The 18,786-nt window shown below is 39.3% G+C and carries 18 protein-coding genes; 10 read left to right on the top strand and 8 right to left on the bottom strand.

The genetic code is table 11. The features are described 5' to 3' along the window. The first annotated feature begins 413 nt into the window (after positions 1–413). From OCV27_RS08840 to OCV27_RS08825, 4 genes are all read left to right on the top strand, one after another. Positions 414–2,726, top strand: coding sequence for a methyl-accepting chemotaxis protein (locus OCV27_RS08840; protein WP_125319756.1), 2,313 nt, complete (start codon positions 414–416; stop codon positions 2,724–2,726). Positions 2,727–2,770: 44 nt separating this feature from the next. Then, a complete protein-coding gene (locus tag OCV27_RS08835; RefSeq protein ID WP_245986649.1) occupies positions 2,771–5,125 on the top strand; it encodes an ATP-binding protein in 2,355 nt (784 codons plus the stop codon). A gap of 303 nt (positions 5,126–5,428) precedes the next feature. Continuing rightward, positions 5,429–5,767, top strand: coding sequence for a hypothetical protein (locus OCV27_RS08830; RefSeq protein WP_125319755.1), 339 nt, complete (start codon positions 5,429–5,431; stop codon positions 5,765–5,767). Beyond that, positions 5,748–6,203: a hypothetical protein gene (locus OCV27_RS08825; RefSeq protein ID WP_125319754.1), complete on the top strand. Its 456-nt coding sequence runs from the start codon at positions 5,748–5,750 to the stop codon at positions 6,201–6,203. The genes OCV27_RS08830 and OCV27_RS08825 overlap by 20 nt, the downstream gene beginning before the upstream one ends. A gap of 542 nt (positions 6,204–6,745) precedes the next feature. Here OCV27_RS08825 and rplY read toward each other — a convergent pair. Then, positions 6,746–7,024, bottom strand: coding sequence for a 50S ribosomal protein L25 (rplY, locus tag OCV27_RS08820; protein ID WP_125319753.1), 279 nt, complete (start codon positions 7,022–7,024; stop codon positions 6,746–6,748). Between the two features lie 383 nt (positions 7,025–7,407). On the opposite strand from rplY, the gene OCV27_RS08815 reads away from it, so the two are divergent. Next, entirely contained in the window at positions 7,408–8,298 is an 891-nt protein-coding gene (locus OCV27_RS08815) for a hypothetical protein (protein ID WP_125319752.1), read from the top strand. An 88-nt stretch (positions 8,299–8,386) separates the two neighbouring features. Here OCV27_RS08815 and OCV27_RS08810 read toward each other — a convergent pair whose 3' ends face one another. Beyond that, complete coding sequence (locus OCV27_RS08810; protein WP_125319751.1) at positions 8,387–9,223, bottom strand: alpha/beta fold hydrolase; 837 nt, start codon at positions 9,221–9,223, stop codon at positions 8,387–8,389. Positions 9,224–9,293: 70 nt separating this feature from the next. On the opposite strand from OCV27_RS08810, the gene OCV27_RS08805 reads away from it, so the two are divergent. Continuing rightward, the gene (locus tag OCV27_RS08805; RefSeq protein ID WP_125319750.1) at positions 9,294–9,485 is read left to right on the top strand and encodes a hypothetical protein; all 192 of its coding nucleotides are present in this window, start codon (positions 9,294–9,296) and stop codon (positions 9,483–9,485) included. Between the two features lie 105 nt (positions 9,486–9,590). On the opposite strand, the gene OCV27_RS08800 is transcribed toward OCV27_RS08805, so the two are convergent. Further along, positions 9,591–10,037: a DUF417 family protein gene (locus tag OCV27_RS08800; RefSeq protein ID WP_125319749.1), complete on the bottom strand. Its 447-nt coding sequence runs from the start codon at positions 10,035–10,037 to the stop codon at positions 9,591–9,593. 140 nt (positions 10,038–10,177) lie between these two features. Continuing rightward, the gene (locus OCV27_RS08795; RefSeq protein ID WP_125319748.1) at positions 10,178–11,716 is read right to left on the bottom strand and encodes a hypothetical protein; all 1,539 of its coding nucleotides are present in this window, start codon (positions 11,714–11,716) and stop codon (positions 10,178–10,180) included. A gap of 412 nt (positions 11,717–12,128) precedes the next feature. Here OCV27_RS08795 and OCV27_RS08790 point away from each other — a divergent pair, with 412 nt between their 5' ends. From OCV27_RS08790 to OCV27_RS08775, 4 genes are all read left to right on the top strand, one after another. Further along, positions 12,129–12,785, top strand: coding sequence for a winged helix-turn-helix domain-containing protein (locus OCV27_RS08790; RefSeq protein WP_125319747.1), 657 nt, complete (start codon positions 12,129–12,131; stop codon positions 12,783–12,785). Then, complete coding sequence (locus tag OCV27_RS08785) at positions 12,778–13,227, top strand: hypothetical protein (protein WP_125319746.1); 450 nt, start codon at positions 12,778–12,780, stop codon at positions 13,225–13,227. Before OCV27_RS08790 ends, OCV27_RS08785 begins: the two co-directional genes overlap by 8 nt. Positions 13,228–13,393: 166 nt before the next feature. Next, positions 13,394–14,083, top strand: a complete 690-nt coding sequence (locus OCV27_RS08780; RefSeq protein ID WP_125319745.1) for a winged helix-turn-helix domain-containing protein — start codon at positions 13,394–13,396, stop codon at positions 14,081–14,083. Then, positions 14,076–14,528, top strand: a complete 453-nt coding sequence (locus OCV27_RS08775) for a hypothetical protein (RefSeq protein WP_125319744.1) — start codon at positions 14,076–14,078, stop codon at positions 14,526–14,528. The genes OCV27_RS08780 and OCV27_RS08775 overlap by 8 nt, the downstream gene beginning before the upstream one ends. A 2-nt stretch (positions 14,529–14,530) precedes the next feature. Here OCV27_RS08775 and OCV27_RS08770 read toward each other — a convergent pair whose 3' ends face one another. From OCV27_RS08770 to radD, 4 genes are all read right to left on the bottom strand, one after another. Next, the gene (locus tag OCV27_RS08770) at positions 14,531–15,874 is read right to left on the bottom strand and encodes an ATP-binding protein (protein WP_125319743.1); all 1,344 of its coding nucleotides are present in this window, start codon (positions 15,872–15,874) and stop codon (positions 14,531–14,533) included. Next, on the bottom strand, positions 15,864–16,523 hold the full coding sequence (locus tag OCV27_RS08765) for a response regulator transcription factor (protein ID WP_125319742.1): 660 nt from the start codon (positions 16,521–16,523) through the stop codon (positions 15,864–15,866). Before OCV27_RS08765 ends, OCV27_RS08770 begins: the two co-directional genes overlap by 11 nt. A gap of 11 nt (positions 16,524–16,534) precedes the next feature. Continuing rightward, the gene (locus OCV27_RS08760; protein WP_420919484.1) at positions 16,535–16,888 is read right to left on the bottom strand and encodes a PepSY domain-containing protein; all 354 of its coding nucleotides are present in this window, start codon (positions 16,886–16,888) and stop codon (positions 16,535–16,537) included. Between the two features lie 146 nt (positions 16,889–17,034). Beyond that, complete coding sequence (gene radD, locus OCV27_RS08755; RefSeq protein WP_125319740.1) at positions 17,035–18,771, bottom strand: DNA repair helicase RadD; 1,737 nt, start codon at positions 18,769–18,771, stop codon at positions 17,035–17,037. Positions 18,772–18,786: the final 15 nt, after the last annotated feature.

The following is an 18,786-nucleotide window of genomic DNA, read 5'->3' as shown; positions in this document are numbered from 1 at the left end:
GCATGATCGTAGTCTTCAAGTTATCTTGCTATTTGAATCGCTCATCCCAGAGTGTCTTAACTGTCGTTCTTCTATTCCTTATTTACTGTTTTTCAAACCACTTGGCCTCATGAGTTTCTCGTATATAGAGACCTGTCTTACCATGGGACTTGTTTTGGAAGTCGCTGTAGATACAGAAAACCATGGTTTTACCCGTGGATGCCCAAGGGAATTTTCCTCAGTCAAGGTTTCTGATTAGAGCAGAACAATCACTTAAAATCATATCCGAAAATTTGGAGCCACTTCTCCACGACACGCTATAGGCAAAACGTATTTGCAAAAACACCACTAATGACACTACTGTTATTAATGCAGTTCGATGCATTCTAGGTGCACTCGGCAGAAAGAAAATAGCGGAGCAAGGATCGACCAAAATGAAAATTGCCACAAAAATAGTCATAGCTTCTGCACTGATGTGTAGTTTAGCCATCACCTCAGCTGGAGTATTTATTGGTTGGGAATCAGCATCACTGGCAGAGGAAGCACTATATAAACGTTCCTTAAACCAACTTACCTCCGTAAGAGAAATTAAAAAAAATGAAATCGAAAACTACTTTATGACCATAAAAGGTCAGTTAACTTCAATGGCCAGTTCATATGGTACTCAACAGGCCATGCTAGAGTTTTCTTCAGCCTTTTCACAATACCCTATAGAGCAAGTTCACGCTAAAGACATAGAGAAATTAAAGCGGTATTACACATCCAGCTTTGCATCTAACTACAAAGCATCAAATGGTGGAAACCCAGCAAACGAGTTAGGGAAGCTTAAAGCACTTTCACCAACAGCAACTGCGTTACAAGCAAGGTATATAGGTGCTAACCAAAACCCTCTCGGAGAAAAACACTTATTAAACGCAGACTCACTAGACACCCAATATGACAGAGTACATAAGATACATCACCCTAGCCTCAGACGCTTTTTACAAGAATTTGGTTATTACGATATTTTCTTGGTTGATGTAAATGGTAATGTGGTTTACTCCGTATTCAAGGAACTCGACTACGCAACCAACTTAATATCAGGCCCTTATTCAAGTACTGGATTAGCAAAAGCCTATAAACAAGCTAAAAATCAAAGTGAGTCACAATATTATCTTGAAGATTTTGCACCTTATTTCCCTTCCTATGAAGCACCAGCTTCATTCATGGCAAGTCCTATTGTTATCGATGGAAAAAATGAAGGTGTGATCATATTCCAAATGCCCATCGATAAAATAAATGGCATCATGACTTTTGAAGGAAATTGGAGTAATGCGGGACTCGGAGTCTCTGGGGAGAGTTATCTTGCTGGACCTGACATGATACTACGAAGCGAGTCTAGATTTTTGTTGGAATCTCCCAAGGAGTACTTTGAAACTCTGAAAAATGTAAATATTTCAGCCGAAACTATCGAACAAATAAAAGGCAAATCATCCGCTATCGGCCAGCAAGCTGTGGCCACAGACAGTGTCAAAGCGGCTTTGAAAGGAGACAGTGGTTCAGATCTTATCAAAGACTACCGTGGGGTTGAAGTGTTATCGACCTACTCACCCATTGATGCCGCAGGATTAAAATGGGCAATCGTAACAGAAATCGATAAAAGTGAAGCGTTAGAGGATTTAACTACGCTGATGCGATCTAATGTCATAACGGTCACAATTATGATCGCCATCGGTACAATGTGTGCAATTATCATCTCCTTTTTTGTCGGTAACGGTATTGCAAAACCCATTAAAGCCGCGAGTGAGAAAATTCAACTGATCAGTAAAAACAATGATCTAACCGCAAGACTAAACGCTGAAGGCAAAGATGAAATGGGCGATCTTGCGAAGGCCCTAAACGAGCTGTTTTCACAGCTACAAAGCATTATTGTTACGTTTGCTCAAACCTCAGATAGCCTCAATGTGAATACAAAAAACATGTCGGATAGTATGAATACGACAAGGATAACAGTTGAGGAGCAAAGTCAAAGAGCTGAATCTGTAGCCACTGCCGTTAACCAAATGAGTGCCTCGATTAGCGAGGTAGCCAGTTTTGCAGCAAGAGCAGCTGAATTTGTCAAAGACGGCAATAAAACAGGTAACAAAGCTTCAAATGTCGGACAAAATTTGGGTACAGAGATTTTGCGTCTTAATACAGAAATGCAAACAGCCGTTGAAGCAATCGGTCGACTCCACACTGAAAGCAAGTCGATTGCCGAAGTGCTGGATGTTATTCAAGGAATAGCAGAGCAAACCAACCTACTTGCACTCAACGCCGCCATCGAAGCGGCCCGTGCAGGTGAGCAAGGGAGAGGGTTCGCTGTCGTTGCAGATGAAGTACGCTCGTTAGCAGGAAGAACGCAAACATCCACAGAAGAAATTAGAGAGAAAATCGAGTCACTACAAAGAGAAACCGACAGCGTTTCATCATGCATAGGTTCAGCCGATAAATCAGTCTCAGCGGGCGTTGAAACATGTGATGCCAATTCCAAAATGCTTGAGCAAATAGTTGATATGCTGAATGATTTAAATGAAATGAATATCCAGATAGCAGCGGCAACAGAAGAACAGCAAGCCGTAACAAATGATATTAGCAGCAGTATTACTTCTATTGCGGATTCGTCGTCTGAAGTCTCTCAACAAGTGATTGATGTGGACAGCGTTCTTAAGAATTTATCTTCTCAGTCAGAGCAACTAAATTTCGAAATTTCGAAATTTATTTACTAGCCCAAATTTATACAGCTAGTAAAGCTAGCGCTCGGTGACGTTTTATGGACAGCAAAATAGGGGCTATCCTTGTTATGAATGGCGATGAGCCTTCTCTAATCTGGTTAATTGTCTGCACCTGCATTGCTTTTTTTATGCAGGTGGGATTCACACTGGTTGAAACAGGCAGCGTCCGAGCAAAAAATTCCGTTAATGTCGCCATGAAAAACTTGGCTGACTTTGTTGTAGTATCTTTTGTATATCTATTTTTGGGGTTCCACCTTGCCAACGGCAGCTCGTTTTTCTCGTTTGACACTTTTCCGTTAACAGCGGAATACTATGGTATGGCGATGTTTAGTATTATGTTCGTCACCACCGCTGCGACCATTGTGTCTGGTTGTGTAGCTGAAAGAATGAGCTTTCGTGGTTATCTATATGCTTCAGCATTTATCGGTATTTTGACTTATCCCGTGGTAAGTTATTGGGCATGGAACCCTAACTCTTGGCTCGCTTTGTTAGGTTTTCACGATTTTGCTGGTGGAGCGGCCGTACATATCGTAGGGGGGCTCTTTGGTCTAATTGGTACCATATTGATTGGCCCTCGGCACGATAGATTTTCGGAGATAAGTGAAACCATTGAAATTCCATCCTATAACCATACACTTGTCACTATAGGTGTCTTTATGATGGTGTTTGGCTGGCTAGGGTTTAACGGAGGAAGCTTTTACGAATTCAACAACGATGTCCCCAAAGTGTTACTCAATACCCTACTGGGAGGAGTGACTTCTGGATTTTTTGCACTACTATTTCTTCAGCATAAACCCCATATCCCGGTTTTTCTGATACTTAACTGTATCCTCGGTGGCCTAGTTATCGTGACGGCTGGTGCAGATGTTCTCAATATTTACCAAGTCGTTGTGCTAGGAGCAATTGCTGCGTTAACCATTTTTTATGGCGAAAAGTTACTCATTTATCTTAAGATTGACGATCCAGTAGGTGCCGTTCCCGTCCACCTATTCTGCGGTATATTAGGGGTGCTATTTACTGGCTATGCTGCGAACAGCAACAGCAGTGGCTGGCCAATGTATATAGGAATTCAGTTATTAGGAATTATTGTTATTGTTGCTTGGGTGGCCGTAAATGCTTATGTGTTATTTCTTTTTCTAAAGTTCTTAGACTTGCACAGAGTGTCACTCGACAAAGAAAAAATGGGTTTAAATGTGGCAGAACATGGCGTTAAAATGAGCTGGCTTGAAACGGTGAAATCCATTGAAGAGATAAGTACTAGTGGGGACTACACCAAAAGGGCGCCGATCGAATATGGTACCGAAGCCGGCGATGTTGCCATAGCATTTAATTACTTAATGGGGGATTTGGAAAAAAACATTGAGGCATTACACCATGTAGCAAAAGGAAACCTCGATGAGGTTGTTGTCTTCCCGAGAAGCGATAAGGACATTTTGGCAAGATCATTGCAGTCTATGCTTGTTAGCTTACGGTCGTTACTTGCAGAAGTAGAAGATGAGATCACCACTCAAAACGAGCAGCTTCAATCTAGCGAAAACTCCATTAAAACTCTGATTGAAAACTTCAAACACACTCAAGACCAGTTAATGGAAGCTGAGAAAATGTCTGCACTGACAGGTATGGTTGTTGGTGTTGCCCACGAGCTTAATACTCCCCTAGGTATTTCAGTCACCAGCCTCTCTTTACTGCGTGAGCAATTCTTAGGGCTTGAGAAAAAATTTACCGAACAAACCATTACAACCACAGATCTTACCCACTTTCTCAACATTTCTAATGACTGCATCAAAATGATTTCAGACAATATTGAACGTTCTGTCACTTTGGTCAACAAGCTTAAGCAAGTGGATAAAAAGATGTCTTTAGAGCAGCCTGCAAATATTAATATCAGGATGTTGCTTGAAGAGTCAGTGATGTTATTGAAATATGTCCTAGCACAACAGGATATTGCGGTTGAGATTCATTGTGAAGATACCCTTGAGTTGTTCGTGCCTAAGATGTCTCTCCAATATGTCATCGAAGAATTGCTTAACAATTGTGCCCTACATGGCTTTCAAAATAGAGATCAAGAGAAAAGCAATTCCATCATAATTACAGCTAAATCAGTAAATAGTCATGTTGAGATCGTCATTGAAGACAATGGGGTGGGTATAAGTCCAGACAATCTTAAAAAAGTATTCCAACCTTTTTACACCACTCTTAGAGCACGAGGTGGTACAGGTCTTGGTATGCATATGGTTTACAATATTTGTACCCGCAAGCTATCAGGAAATATAAATGTTAAGAGTGAAATAGGAAAAGGAACCCAATTCACTATAACTATAAATAAGCACGTTGATAAGTCACCTCATAACGAGAGCGGAGAGACTACGTCAGTGTCTCCTCAAATAAGTTAATTTATTTCAAATGTGCGTTTATATCTCATAGGAGGATGTTTTCGCATGGACTTACTCATTGCATTTCCATGCATATTATTCTAATAAAAACCATACGAGTATTAAGGCGGCTTTCGAAGTAACTTTTTATGGCTAACTGATAATTGTCCATTTTCTTGCTAGCGAGACTTAATCCAACCCATTATTTGATATATTTTTTATTAAATGTGAACCACGATATGACTTTAATTCTAAATATTAAAATTTTTATTATAAGTTATTAATACTTCGATATAATATCTGTTTTCATCAGGAGTAAAGCCTGTGGGTGTTCTCTCTTATTGCAAAATTGACGATATGGTTATCAGTCGTAATATGCAAAACTATTTAAATGAAATTGAATCAAAGGTCGCACTTGGTAATTTGTTGGCTACGTCGGTCGCAGCATCACAATTTATTCAAATTTTTTCAGGTCGTATGAGTGCGGGGAAAAGATTGAATACAATATATGAGCACGACTGGGAAAAATTCGGTCAAGCCATGGCAGGTACACACGTGGTAACTAAAGAGCTAGTTAATCGTATTGCTGATAGAGCGAGGTTAACCTCAAACGGTAAAGAGCTAAAATTTTGGAAATGTGTATATGATGCGACTCGCTACTAGTTTATTTTTGCTGTCTTCGAGCGCGATTGCCAACGTGCAAACTTCCTACGATGAGCTGAACGATAAGTTTGCCGAGTGTTCAGTCATTCAACCAATAAATGGTGATATGCGCGATGAGTGGCTAATAAAGCAATCTGAACCTGTCATTAAGACAATGCTTTTAACATTGAAACATCGCGCTTTTCAGCGGTGCATAGAAAAGGCTGACAAAGAGCATTTGTACCAATCTTTCCTTGTATATATCAACACGGGCAATCGAGAGCCGTTAGATTTGTATCTTGCATTGAGGGAAAATGATCTTTTAAGCAGTCAAAAACAGTATATAGACTCAGAATTTCTAGAAAATGCCGACAGGCTAACCAAGTTGAGTTCATTTTCAGAAAACTTTGATACCTTACAAGCATTCGAAATATTTAAGAAACAAATCAATAAATAGCCGCTTATTCTAGCGGTTTTCTTTAGACACAGCATATTTGGCTAGTGGGATCATCAATACTTGAAATAATCAATTGATTGCTAATTTAGCAAAATCATTAGCAAATTTGTGTCACTACACAATCTACATTGGCATTTTAGCTACAGAGGTTTAGGATGCTCACAAAGCTATATTGTATCAGCAACTGGTTCAGTTACTTTTTGGTCGAGGCCAACTCACCACTCGAAGCAATTGCAAAAAAATATTCTCGCGAATATCGCTATCTTGATAATGAGTTTGTGGGCACTCTCAGAGTGTCATTTCTATGAAGAAAACAAGCTAAATTTGGTATTGGAAAAATACTGTATAACGGCACCCATAAAATCTATGGTTAATCTAAGTATCTGATCTTTTATAATCAACTCGTTTTTTTAGGCTTCAGAAACGGTGAAACCCCGATGTTGGTAGCATCGGGGTTTCGAATTTTAGAAGTCTCGGATGGTAAGGCCGATATTCTTTATGCAAAAGGCTGGATTTTATCCAACAAATTCCTTGGTGGGGAATTAGATACGGATGAAGTCCATGTGCTCAACTTTTGGCTTAAAAGCGTGACGTTGAACGTCTTGTGGCTTAACTTTCACTTCAGCGCCGTCGATCACAAGAACAAGACCCTCGTAGAACTCAGGCTTATCCATTTGGTTAACGATCTCGTCGTGGTTAAGAACGATAGATACAGGTGCAGCTTCGCCACCGTATACGATAGCAGGGAATTGACCAACATGACGTAGGCGGCGGCTCGCACCTTTACCTAGTTCAGTACGTACTACTGCTTCAAATTTCATAGTATTTACTCTCAAAATTAATAATGAACTTCACACCCAGCAATGCGACCTCGCCGTGATGTGGTATATCGCCAAAGGAGAAATTGGTAGTAACTCCCCAGCGAGCGCGGATACTATCATTCTCTTGATTTTCTCGCAATAGAAAAGCTCACTATGGCGTAATATAGGCTGGTGTTTTCGACTTTATATAAGAAAGTTTGAGCATTTATTGTTGTGCTATGTATTAGCGGTTGTTGGGTAAAGAATGATATTAGTTCAAAAGTGAAACCCAGCATGAATTGTCATCGTTTTGATTTTGAATAAGCAATTAAATTCTTTTGTTATTTCACACTAAACACTACATCATAGATATATAATGTAGTGTTTAGTGTTTGAAAAGAAATATGAGTAACAAGCAAAACGCTATGATTGTTTCAGATGAACGGATCCATATGCTGGATTCGCTTTTCAGCACTATAGATACTGACATGGCAATATCGATGTCCTTTGTACGACGTGCACAAAAGACGTCGCTAGTTGAACTTGGGGAGAAGATTAGTGGCCTCAACACTTCAACTCTAAGACGCTATATGCAGCAGAGCTACCCTTGTATGCGGCCAATCCATGTGGTGGCGGCTATGTCTTGGGTCTTGATGGTACCGATGACAAGCTTTTATTATGCTTTGAAAGTAAGAGAGCACTATAGAGGAATGGATGATAAAGCGATTGAAGCGCTATATTGTGTTGGTCGTCTGCCGGAAGAACAGTTTTATCTTTACCTCAAAATGGTTAGTAATTTAATGGGTAGTGAAGCAAGAGCACATTTTGATGTTTTCCAAGCTGAGCTTCTATCTGAAACAACACCGTCATCTTGTTATGATGACTTGCTTCCACCTAAAGTACTTGATATCAACTCATTTGCTATCGATTATTATCGTTCTATAGCCATTACTTTGAGGCGATTTCGGCAAGACAACAATATCCCTATTGATGTGATTGCCCGTGTTCTTGGTTTGACGGAACACCAATATGTGGTACTTGAAGATACGAATAAAATCAGAGATTTTTCTGTAGCTATTGGGTTTAGAGTAAAAGTAGGCTTCGAGCTATATTCACACGTCAATTTTACCTCAGAAATGCAACAATTCCCTCAGTTTCACCAACTACGCCAGCATCAGCACATCCGAGATTCATTAATTGTTGAGTCTTTTCGTCTTCTGAATACTAAGTCTAAAAGTTGTGCCTCGGATTTGTTGTCTGTTTTATCAAAAGTGTATATCAAAAATGAGACATAAGGCTGGGCAGTGAACATAATCAACCTAAAATACGCATTCACTCAGGTTGATTATGTTTATTAAAAAAATCAGAATACTAGTGAACTGTTTAGTTAAAGCTTTCTAAATTGTTTAGTAGTGTTTGCTGTGTTTCAGCTTGTGCTAACATGATCGCTGCTACTTTTTTAGGGTGTTGTAAGTGCACCAGATGATCAGCATTTTTTATTACCACTAAGTGGCTATGTTTGAGTTGGTTTGCAAAATTTTGTGCTGTTTGCATTGTCACATAAGGGTCAAATTCGCCCACACAGATCGTACAGGGTACAGTGATACTATGGATATTACTTGGTGTATGAACGAGCAAACGTACTGAGTTTTCAAAGAACATGTCGATTCTATCCTGAGACATCGCTGCAATGTTACGCTTTGTCGCTCGGATTATAGCTTCATTTTTAGGGATATCACTATTGCGAACGGTAAGAGACTCAGTAAATGACGTTGCAAAAGTTTTTGATGTATCCATGGATGCTGCAATCATTTTCTTGGTTGCTAGTCTTCCTGATGTTGGGATGCCAGGAACACCGCCACAAATTGACATAGATTGCACATTTGGCCAAATGTCACAAAGTTCAACAGCAATAGCTGTTGCATAAGAGAAGCCTGCTAAGTGAGCAGTACTGATATCTAAATGGTTTATAAAGTTGTGCAACATCTTTGCTTGTTCCCTGATGCTTGTTGTTGATGCAAGATTTTGAGTATTCCCTGTACCAGGAACCTCAACGGTGAGGCAATTAATTTTAGTTGCAAAGTGTGTGGAAAATGATTGTACACTTTCAATATCCTGTAGGGCACCAAGCAAAAAAATAAGAGTTTGCTTTGAATCTCTACATGGGTAAAAGGAGTAGCGATAGTGGTTACCATCTAAGATCGTTTGAATAACTTTCATTATATTTTCTCTTCGTGGATAAAATTGAAGAGGCTATTGATGATATAAAATTAAGATTGTGGCTAGAGAAATGAAAAATTGTTTTTTGGAAAATCGTTTAGCTGAAGCTGAACAACCAGTTAAAAACTTTATGGCAGATTTAATCGAGGAACTGGGTAGGAAAGTATCTGTATCTCAAGACCCTAAGCTGTCTTTACGCTACTTTGGTGTTCAACTAGAAATAAAGCTGGTTTCTTTCGACGGCGATGATCAAGCAAAATGATATGGTGATAAATTTGATCTAGAGCGTAGTTTTAGTTTCTATTTAAGCCAACGTTAAAGAAGAGGAGCCGTATCTTAAGTAATACCTGTAACGGCCCCGCATTGATTAGTAGTTAGGTTTGTTTCTTTCGATAATGGTTATGGATATTGCGAAAAACAGAATATCTTTCACTAGAAAAAAGTTAGTTATCAACACACCGTCAGATAATTTCCAAGTGTTGGGTGTGGTGATTAAAAAACTCAAAGTTGTGATAAAAATGGCAGCTGCCGCTATGCCAGAATAAAAGGCAACTTTCTGATGTTTAATACCCACGATAAGCCCAATGGCGACAATGATTTCTGCTGTACCGATGATATTGGATACTGCTTGAACAGAAAAGAGGTCATACAACCAATTCATAGCGAAATGATTTTCGACTAGGGGTAGAATAAGTTTGGCTTCGGTTGGTGTGAATTTATAAATACCAATCCAAATTAGTGCCAAGGAAACACCGAAAACGCCGATAAGGTAGCCAATGTTGTCTTTTCTTGTATTGTTTTCTACTGCATGCATAAAGTCATCTTCCTCTCAGTTATTATGAAGAAAAAGACCTTATAGGTTCTGAAAAAATTTCAGTGAGAACTGTTACCTAACAAAAGTTTAGAGTGTTATATTTCATTTTTATTTTATTGCTCTGTTAGTTCATACTGTCTCTATTTTTCAAGTTGAAATAATGCATTCCAAGTTATCTTAACGAACTCGCTTATATACTTATCTGCTCCATTACCACTGATCTTGTCTTCAAGTGGGTGCTCACCCACAACATCGGAGACAAACATCCCTGGTACTATTGTAATCGGGTGAATGCTATCATTAACAGCTCTGAATATATGCGCGGTTTCGACATCGACAGAGCCTACATTGGCTTCTTGTTGTTGTGATAGCCACTGCTTTGTTTCTACAAGAGGTGAGTCTACCGTTGTATTAGTACAAGATGCAGTATTTATATGTGAAAAATCATTTGGAATTATGATGTTAGTGTTACTGCTTATGTTTACATTTGAATCTTTGTAAGATGAATGAGTTAGGTAGATATAGTCTCCCATTTGTGCGTCACCTATAATTCTTCCACCAGCTCCGCACATAATTATTTTTGTAAAACCTGAATCGGCAAACGTTTTTACTGCATCATAAGAAAGTTCACCATTGGGCATTCTTAAAGCTGCTACAGCTATGGATTTACCTCGTTTATTTAGCTTCGCTGAATCGAAAATAAATGGACCTATTTTATGGTTGGCTGGGTTAAGTTTTTTATATCCTTCTCCTTCATTATCTCCGGAAAGTTCGAACTCTTGATTAGCGATAGATTCCATCACTTTCCATCGAGCGCCGATATAGAGAATCTTATCCTCAGCTTGAATTAGATCTAATTGGGATTTTAATATTGTCAGTGATGAGGTTTTTAAGTCATCAATGTTGCCAATTGAGGTAAGCTTTTTAGCCACATCGACACCGGCAAAATGGAACTGAAGAATTTGGTGCTCAAGTCTTGTATGAGAACCAATTCCGGAGACTACAATCTTGTCTTCATTTGTTTGGTGATTTTTTACAACATAGAAACGAGTTGATGTAGGAGAAGATATTTTGTAACACTTATCAAATCCTGTGTTTTTATAGTGAGCGGCAATGTCTTGATCACTTGAATTAAAAAGAAAAAACTCGGCACCAGACTTATTGATCAGATCAACCAATCCTGATGGGAGTCTGTTAGCAAGATAAGCGCTCACATTCATTGTATGATCTATCGAGTTGTCCGGTAAGTTTATGGCTGTACCTTTAAGCACAGGTTTGGCCTCCAAATACTCTCCAATATTTGATGCAATAGATGTGGGTATTTCTCGTAAAGTTAACTGGCCCAAGCTATGCATTTTTCCCGAGCCTATTCTTTTCTGGTTACTAACAGAGATATACCTTGAAGGGGCTTGAGAAGTGGTGAGTGACCGTACTATCTGGGAGCATTGATTATTCTCATATGGGTCCTTCCCTGAAAAACCAGCCCTTATTGCATGCATTCGATCTCCAGATTGTCGAATTTCTATCTTTAATAATGTTGGCATATGATGCTTTTTAAAGTGATTCTGTTTATCGAGAGGGAGATTACGGATACGTTTTATATTCAAATGAGAAGCTGTATTTGGTGTGTGTTGTTGTGCGAGTAATGCAGAACAAGAGCCTGTAGTTGATAACTTCATTATAATTTGTGGTTTTGTGGTAGGTGTAATGCTATCACCTAGAATTATGGTGTTATGAGATAAATGCCTTATAAATGAGATATGAGATTGAATACATCTTTAGGTGTTAATTTTATTTTTGCTGTGAAACTTTGAGGTGTTTGTATTCGTTGGAGGTAAATGTGGATGGAAGCACGATGAATATCGTTCTTTAAATTTGCAAATTCAAAAAGCCCTTTTGCATAATTTGATTAGTGTATAGATTCTAATAGTTATGTTTGTGGCGTTTATTTATACAAATTTACAATTTAGCTGCAACGCAGATAACAAATCGCTGATGAAACCGTGAGACAGGCCCACAAAGTTTTTGTTTTTCATACGTTTTGCGATATTGTATAGACACATATCTTAGTACCTTTATTCAGTTTATTCGATGCTGATAATTAATGAATACCTTATTTTAAATTTACTGGCGGGTTCAGTAGAAGACTTAACCACTGGTCGTAAAACTATGTTAGGTGGTAATGAAGTGGCAATGCTCAAATTCATGATAGAGCATCCCAATGTACCATTAACTAAATCTACTCTTCTTGAACAGGTCTGGCATAAAAAAGGCGTGATTGTTGAAGAAAGCAGTTTACTCCATTGCATTTCCAGTTGCCGTAAAGCTTTACGTGACAAAGATGCTGAAATTATTAGTACTGTTCGCGGAGTGGGTTATAGGTTTAATGGTGAAATAGAGAACTATCAACCTAAACTTGTTGTTCCCAAAACAAAAGCCCAGCCTAGTACTGATACTCGTCAAGCTGAAACAAACTGGTTTATCTTAAATAAGCAGCGCAGTGTTTATTTGGTTACGTTTGCGTTAAGTGCTTTTGTAAGTCACTGGACGGTGCTTTCTTGGAACTCACCTTGGGTTGAAGCAGACTATACTGAAACCTTTTATGCGCAATGTACATTGTCGACTATATCTCCTGTGATACTTAATCAAGTACGTGCGTTTGAGACGGGTAATCAGGTGATTTTGGTTAAAGAAGATGGATCGTCTGTTAGTTATCGCCCTAAAGATGTGGAAGTGGTGTGTGAATAAAAAACTTATTGTTGTCAGTATCGTGGCAGGCTGTTTTATGGGTGGTATTTCCGCATATATGAATTCACCAACGATAAACCGAAGTTTTGAAAGTAAGACTGAGATTGTTGTCCCGACACCGCAAGGAAGCAAACATGTGGGCTTGCTGGCTCAACTTAATTTTAAGAGATCGGGTCATTATGAGATGTATTTTTTGACTGACGATCTTGTTGGTTTTAATGTTTCGGGTAAGTATGGTTTTAGTTCTTTTGGGTTGTCTCTTATGCCAACTGATGCAGAGCGTATTATTCCTCAAGATAAGAAGCTCTCCATTGTAGAAACCATGTTTAGTCAGCATGGCATGCACTCTATGGAGGAGTTAAAAATCATTAGCTTGGATGATGATAGAACCATATTGGTCGCACCAAGATACTCATATTTGTATACAAGTGTCTATATCTAGTGACTAAAAGCTAGCGTGGAAATATTTATTTTTTGATAAAAATCAACAGTTTGATGTTTATTAATTATGGTTCATATTGAATCATCATCAAGCTGACAGTCCTCTAACTTTAGAGAAGAAATCTTAGGTATAAAAAGAACCAACAATTTTCAACCTAAGAGACCCCATGTTAATCATCAATGACAATTTGGTTTTCGATTCAGAACAAGGTTATATCCAAAATCTAAGCAGTAATGTGCGTTATCCGATAGGCATCAATGAGATTGCGTTGCTCAATTTTATGATTGAGCATATTGGAGAAACTTTAACTAAAGATGAGCTTATGTATCATGTTTGGAAAAAGCGCGGTATTGTTGTTGAAATGAGCAGTTTGATGCACTGTATCTCCAGTTGCCGACGAGCACTTGAAGACCGTTCAGGCGAAGCGATTAAAACCGTACGTGGTTCAGGCTACAGGTTTGTAGGCAATGTAGAAAGCTATCAGTCGAATTGTGAGCCTATTGAAGTGAATATGAGCCTCGCTGAGGTTGAACCTATTGGTGTAAACGCAAGTGAACCAACGGCTAACAAAAAACTTAATCGACAAGGCCGGACGATATTGATGGCTGCTGGGCTGTTTTTTTGTTCTGCATTAACGAGCTACTTAATTGTTGAGAACATGCGTTCGCCTCTTTCCGATATATCTTTTGAACAAAAGCATTTTAGCGCATGTTGGTTTGCTCCAGACAGCAGTGGTATCAAAGTGCGCTATCAAGACGTTAACTTGTATGACTTTGGTGAATTAACTTTATTGGTTGATAAAGGTGGGCGTTCCTTGAGCTTTCGGCCAAAAAGTGGAGTGTTGAGCTGTGAGTAAGTTAGTTGCTGTTTTGCTTATTTTAGTCGGTACAATATTGGGTGTGCTCACTTCTTACTTCAACAATAATAGTATTAATAGAGATATGAGTAGCCACACTGCTGCTTATATATCATCTGTCGATCCAGATAATAACTTTGGTATTACACTGCCCCTAAGAGTTGATATTACGCTCAAAGAAAATAGTACCTACGGTGTATATGCTTTGTTGCCCAAAAGTAGAGTCGGTTATGCTAGTTCTGGGTGGTATGAATTAGATAGTGATGGAATATTTTTCACAATGAGGAAACACAGGCGATTAAATATAGATCCACTGCGAAATGGTGTTATCGAACAGCTTTTTGTTAGGTCAGGTGTATTTGATGGCCATATGAAGTTAGTCAAACTTGATGAGCATAGTGCTGCACTAGTAGGAAGCAAAGTGGCACTGCACATGAACTATTAAATTTATTGAACCAGCTTCATTGACAAAATTACCTTGAGTCCTCCGAGTGAGCTTCGGTCCAGTGTTAACTTACCTCGGTAGCTATGGGCCATTTCACTTACAATATTAAGGCCAAGTCCTGTTCCTGGTATGGTTTCATCTAAGCGAACGCCGCGGTGGATAACTTGTGCCATTTTTTGCTCTGGTATGCCGACACCATCATCTTCTATGATGACATCAATGATCTCAGGATTTTCACTATTTTGAAGAGAGTGAACACGAATAATACTTTCAGACCATTTGTATGCATTTTCAATAATGTTACCTAGCATTTCATTAAGATCGGTTTGCTCCACAGCTACATTTAAATCGCTATCGAGTTCATTAATAAGACTGATACCACGATCTGCATAGACTTTATCAAACGCCCTAGAAATTGCATCGACTCGCTTTGATGGGCAGGAACTGACGGACAAGATATTTTTTGCCCCAGCCATTCTTGCTCTGGCTAAGTGATAATCAATTTGGTTTTGTATTTGTTCTAGAGAAGGGCGCAATTGCTCCTGAATCACGGCATCTTTTGTCGCGACTTCGTTTTTTAATACAGAAAGCGGAGTTTTTAGTGCGTGAGATAGGTTACCAGCATGATGGCGAGCTCGTTCAAGCAGCTCTTGATAATGGAAAACAAGCGCGTTTAAGTCTGAAACGACAGGCGCTACTTCCTTTGGGTACTCTTGATCTAACTGAGTTTTTTTCCCCGAACGGAGCTGAGAAAGTTCCTTATGCATTTTACTCAATGGACTTAAAGACCATTGAACTTGAATAGTTATCAAGGTTAAAACACCAATATAAAGTAAAGCGAGAATAAACCATAGTTGCCCCATCAGATTACGAACAGTATCTTCTATGGGTTGTTGATCCATACCGATAGTGACTTCAATGGGGCCAGAATAATTAGGGTAATATAAGGTTGAGTCGATATAGATAAGTTTTTCATCTCGCGCACCCAGCAAGTCATGTTCACTCTTGGAAGTTAAAGTCTTGTCCCAAAGCGAACGCGAGCGAAGCAGAGCTTTGCTGGTTTTGGCAGACCAATAAAATCCGCTGTAAGGTCGAGTAAAACGTGGATCGGAGAGAGGAGAGGTTAACTTAAGATTACCCTTTTCATCGGCTTCAAGAGCAGCGGCAATTTCATCCATATAAATGGCAAGCTGCTGTTTAGTATCTTCTTGCATGTAGAGGTAAACTTGAGAAGGCATCATGATGCCAGCAGCAATAATCATTGCGGTCAACCAAACAACCGCAGCAAGGACAAGGCGGCTTTTAAGGCTAAGCCGTTTGAGTAATCGTATTTTACTAATCGGCATTAAGCTGGTATCCCAAACCTCTCACCGTTTTGATAACTTTAGGTGAGATTTTTTTCCGGATACGACCAATAAAAACTTCGATAGTATTGGAATCGCGGTCAAAATCCTGTTTGTAAATGTGTTCGACTAGTTCACCGCGCGATATGACTTTTTCAGGGTTATGCATAAAGTAAGCAACGACTTTATACTCCAAGGCTGTTAAGTCGATTGCTTGGCCTTGCCACATGACTTTGGAGGTACGTGTGTCTAGACTCAGGTAGCCCATCTGCATCACAGGAGAGGCGTTTCCAGAAGCACGCCGAAGTTGAGCACGAATGCGAGCAATTAGCTCAACCATTTCAAAAGGTTTGGTTTGGTAGTCATCTGCACCGGCGTTAAGGCCTTCTACCCGTTGTGTGAGGCCGTCTCGTGCACTAAGGATGATGACCGGAGTATTAATATTTTCGTCACGGATGCCCTTTAAAACGGTTAATCCGTCCAATTTTGGTAAGCCTAAGTCGAGAATAATTACATCCCATTGTTCTGACGTTGCACGATAGAGAGCATCTATTCCATCGATTGAAAGCTCAGGAACCCAACCATTTTTCTCCAAAGATTCGATAATTTGCTCACCTAGGCGAGGCTCGTCTTCCACTACAAGTATTTTCATTGCGCTGTCTTTTAGTTTCTTAAGGCTTGTTTGAAGTTATGACCTTCAATTAGAATCATTTCTAAGGTCTGAGCATTGTATTCAACTTTAATGATGCTGTTATTGTAATTGAGCTTAAGTTCATATATCCAAATGTCATCATCTTCATCCAACTCAACTTTGATGATACGACCGTGTAGATCTTTCTCAACAGCAGCATAAAGTTCTGAGAATGGACGAATATAGCCTTGACGCACTGCATCATAGACTTCATCTTGATCTTCTTCGATCTTAATTTGTGTCCCTGCATGTTGAATATCCTGTACCAAAGCATGTCCATCTTTATTTGGGTTGTTTTTGGCGAAAACAGGGGCATTGATAAGCATACAGAGCGTGCTAATAAGTAAGCCAATTAACTGCTTATGAAACATCGCGTTATCTTGTTAGAAGTTCTATGAGTGAGTATAACGAATCTTTTCTGAATACAAAGTGAATATTGGTCAGTGTTTTTCGTTAAGTTTGATTAGCTAGCTTATTTTAGCTCGTCTGAAAATATCTTGTCGCGTATTTTCCAAAATCGCCCCGACTTTCTGGCTATCACAAATTGCGGTGGTCTAAATCGATGCTGGTTGTTGACGACCTTGTTTGGAGATAACTCATTAAAAGGCATATGTTTATCTGCAAGATGAGCCCTTACAAACATACTTTTAAAGTTTTGTTTCTGTTTCGGCGTAGTTAATGACCAAAACTCATGCACTTGAGCTTGGTTTTCACCAAAGTAAGATACTTTGAGACTGTTTTTGCCTTTATCGTTTTTGTGTAGTGTTAGGTCCATAGATAAACACTCAAACACCAGAGCATCTTTAAGTTTTAATGCCTCTTTAAGCTTTTTGTCAGGATCAACTAATGTGGCATCACATTCATGACATATCCGCGCTGCTATGTCGTTATCTGCACCACATTCATTGCAATATTTTGCTCTGAATCGGTAATTACAGTGTTCTCGTTCTTGGGTAGCCTCGTCTTCGAAATAACCTTGGCACTTGCGACCATAATGCTCGACTAAAAATCCGTTATTATCTAACTTTCCCCAAAAATTATTGTTGAAACCACATGCAGGGCAAGGGATGGTAATAATTTCGCTATCAGGTGTTGGTTTAGTATCTCCAACTTCAGGTTGATAGAGGTCATAGCTGTTTCCTGCATAGTCGAGCACTAAGCATTCTTCTTTTCCCGGAGATAAACGTAGACCTCGGCCAACGATTTGTTGGTATAAGCTAATGGATTCAGTCGGTCGCATAATTGCAATAAGATCGACATGTGGTGCATCAAAACCAGTAGTTAACACAGAAACATTAACTAAATATTTAATGTTTTGTTGTTTAAATTTTTCGATAATAGAGCCACGCTCAGTGGCTGAAGTGTCGCCAATTACAAGTGCTGATTCCGTTTTAGGAAGTAAAGATAAGATTTCTTGTGCGTGTCTTACAGTAGAGGCAAAGATCATTACACCTTGCTTGCTATGAGCAAGGTGTATGATTTGCAGGACGATTTGAGGTGTGGCACGTTTATCTTGGTCTATGACCATATCAAGCTCGGCTTCCTTATATCTGCCAGTATTTGATGGCTTTAACTGAGAAAAATCATAACTGAGTATGGGGGTGTCCATCATGCGGGCTGGGGTGAGAAAGTTTTCATCTAGCAAGTAACGAATTGGCAGCTCAAAAATACAATCCCGAAAGAATCTAGGTTCTTCTGTTCTGACCAGCCCACGAGTGTGGTATTGATAAATCCAGCCCATACCTAGTCTATAAGGAGTAGCGGTGAGACCAAGCACCTTAATACCTTGGTTTAACTTTCGCAAATGGCTGATGACCTTTTGGTAGCTGGTGTCTTTATTATCTGCAACCCTATGACATTCATCTATAACCAAAAGAGAAAACTGGTTTTTAAAATCATCCAGATTTCGCACTACAGATTGAACAGAGGCAAATACCACCTGCTGTTCTGTTTCTTTTCTACCTAAGCCAGCGGAGTATATCGCTCCTTCGAGTTTATAGCCTTCATACTTGGCATGATTTTGTTCAACCAGTTCTTTAACATGAGCTAAAACCAATACTTTGCCTTTCGCCAGCCTTGCAAGCTCAGCGATCACTAAACTCTTACCAGCACCAGTTGGCAGGACTAATACCGCTGGACTCGAGTGTTTACGAAAATAGTGGATTACGGCTTTCACCGAATCTGCTTGATAGGGTCTTAATGTATACATAAATCGTGTGAAATC

The organism is Vibrio pectenicida (assembly GCA_024347015.1).
Lineage (GTDB): Bacteria > Pseudomonadota > Gammaproteobacteria > Enterobacterales > Vibrionaceae > Vibrio > Vibrio pectenicida.
The sequence above is the reverse complement of the archived record's forward strand: the minus strand, read 5'-3'. Positions and strand labels throughout refer to the sequence as shown.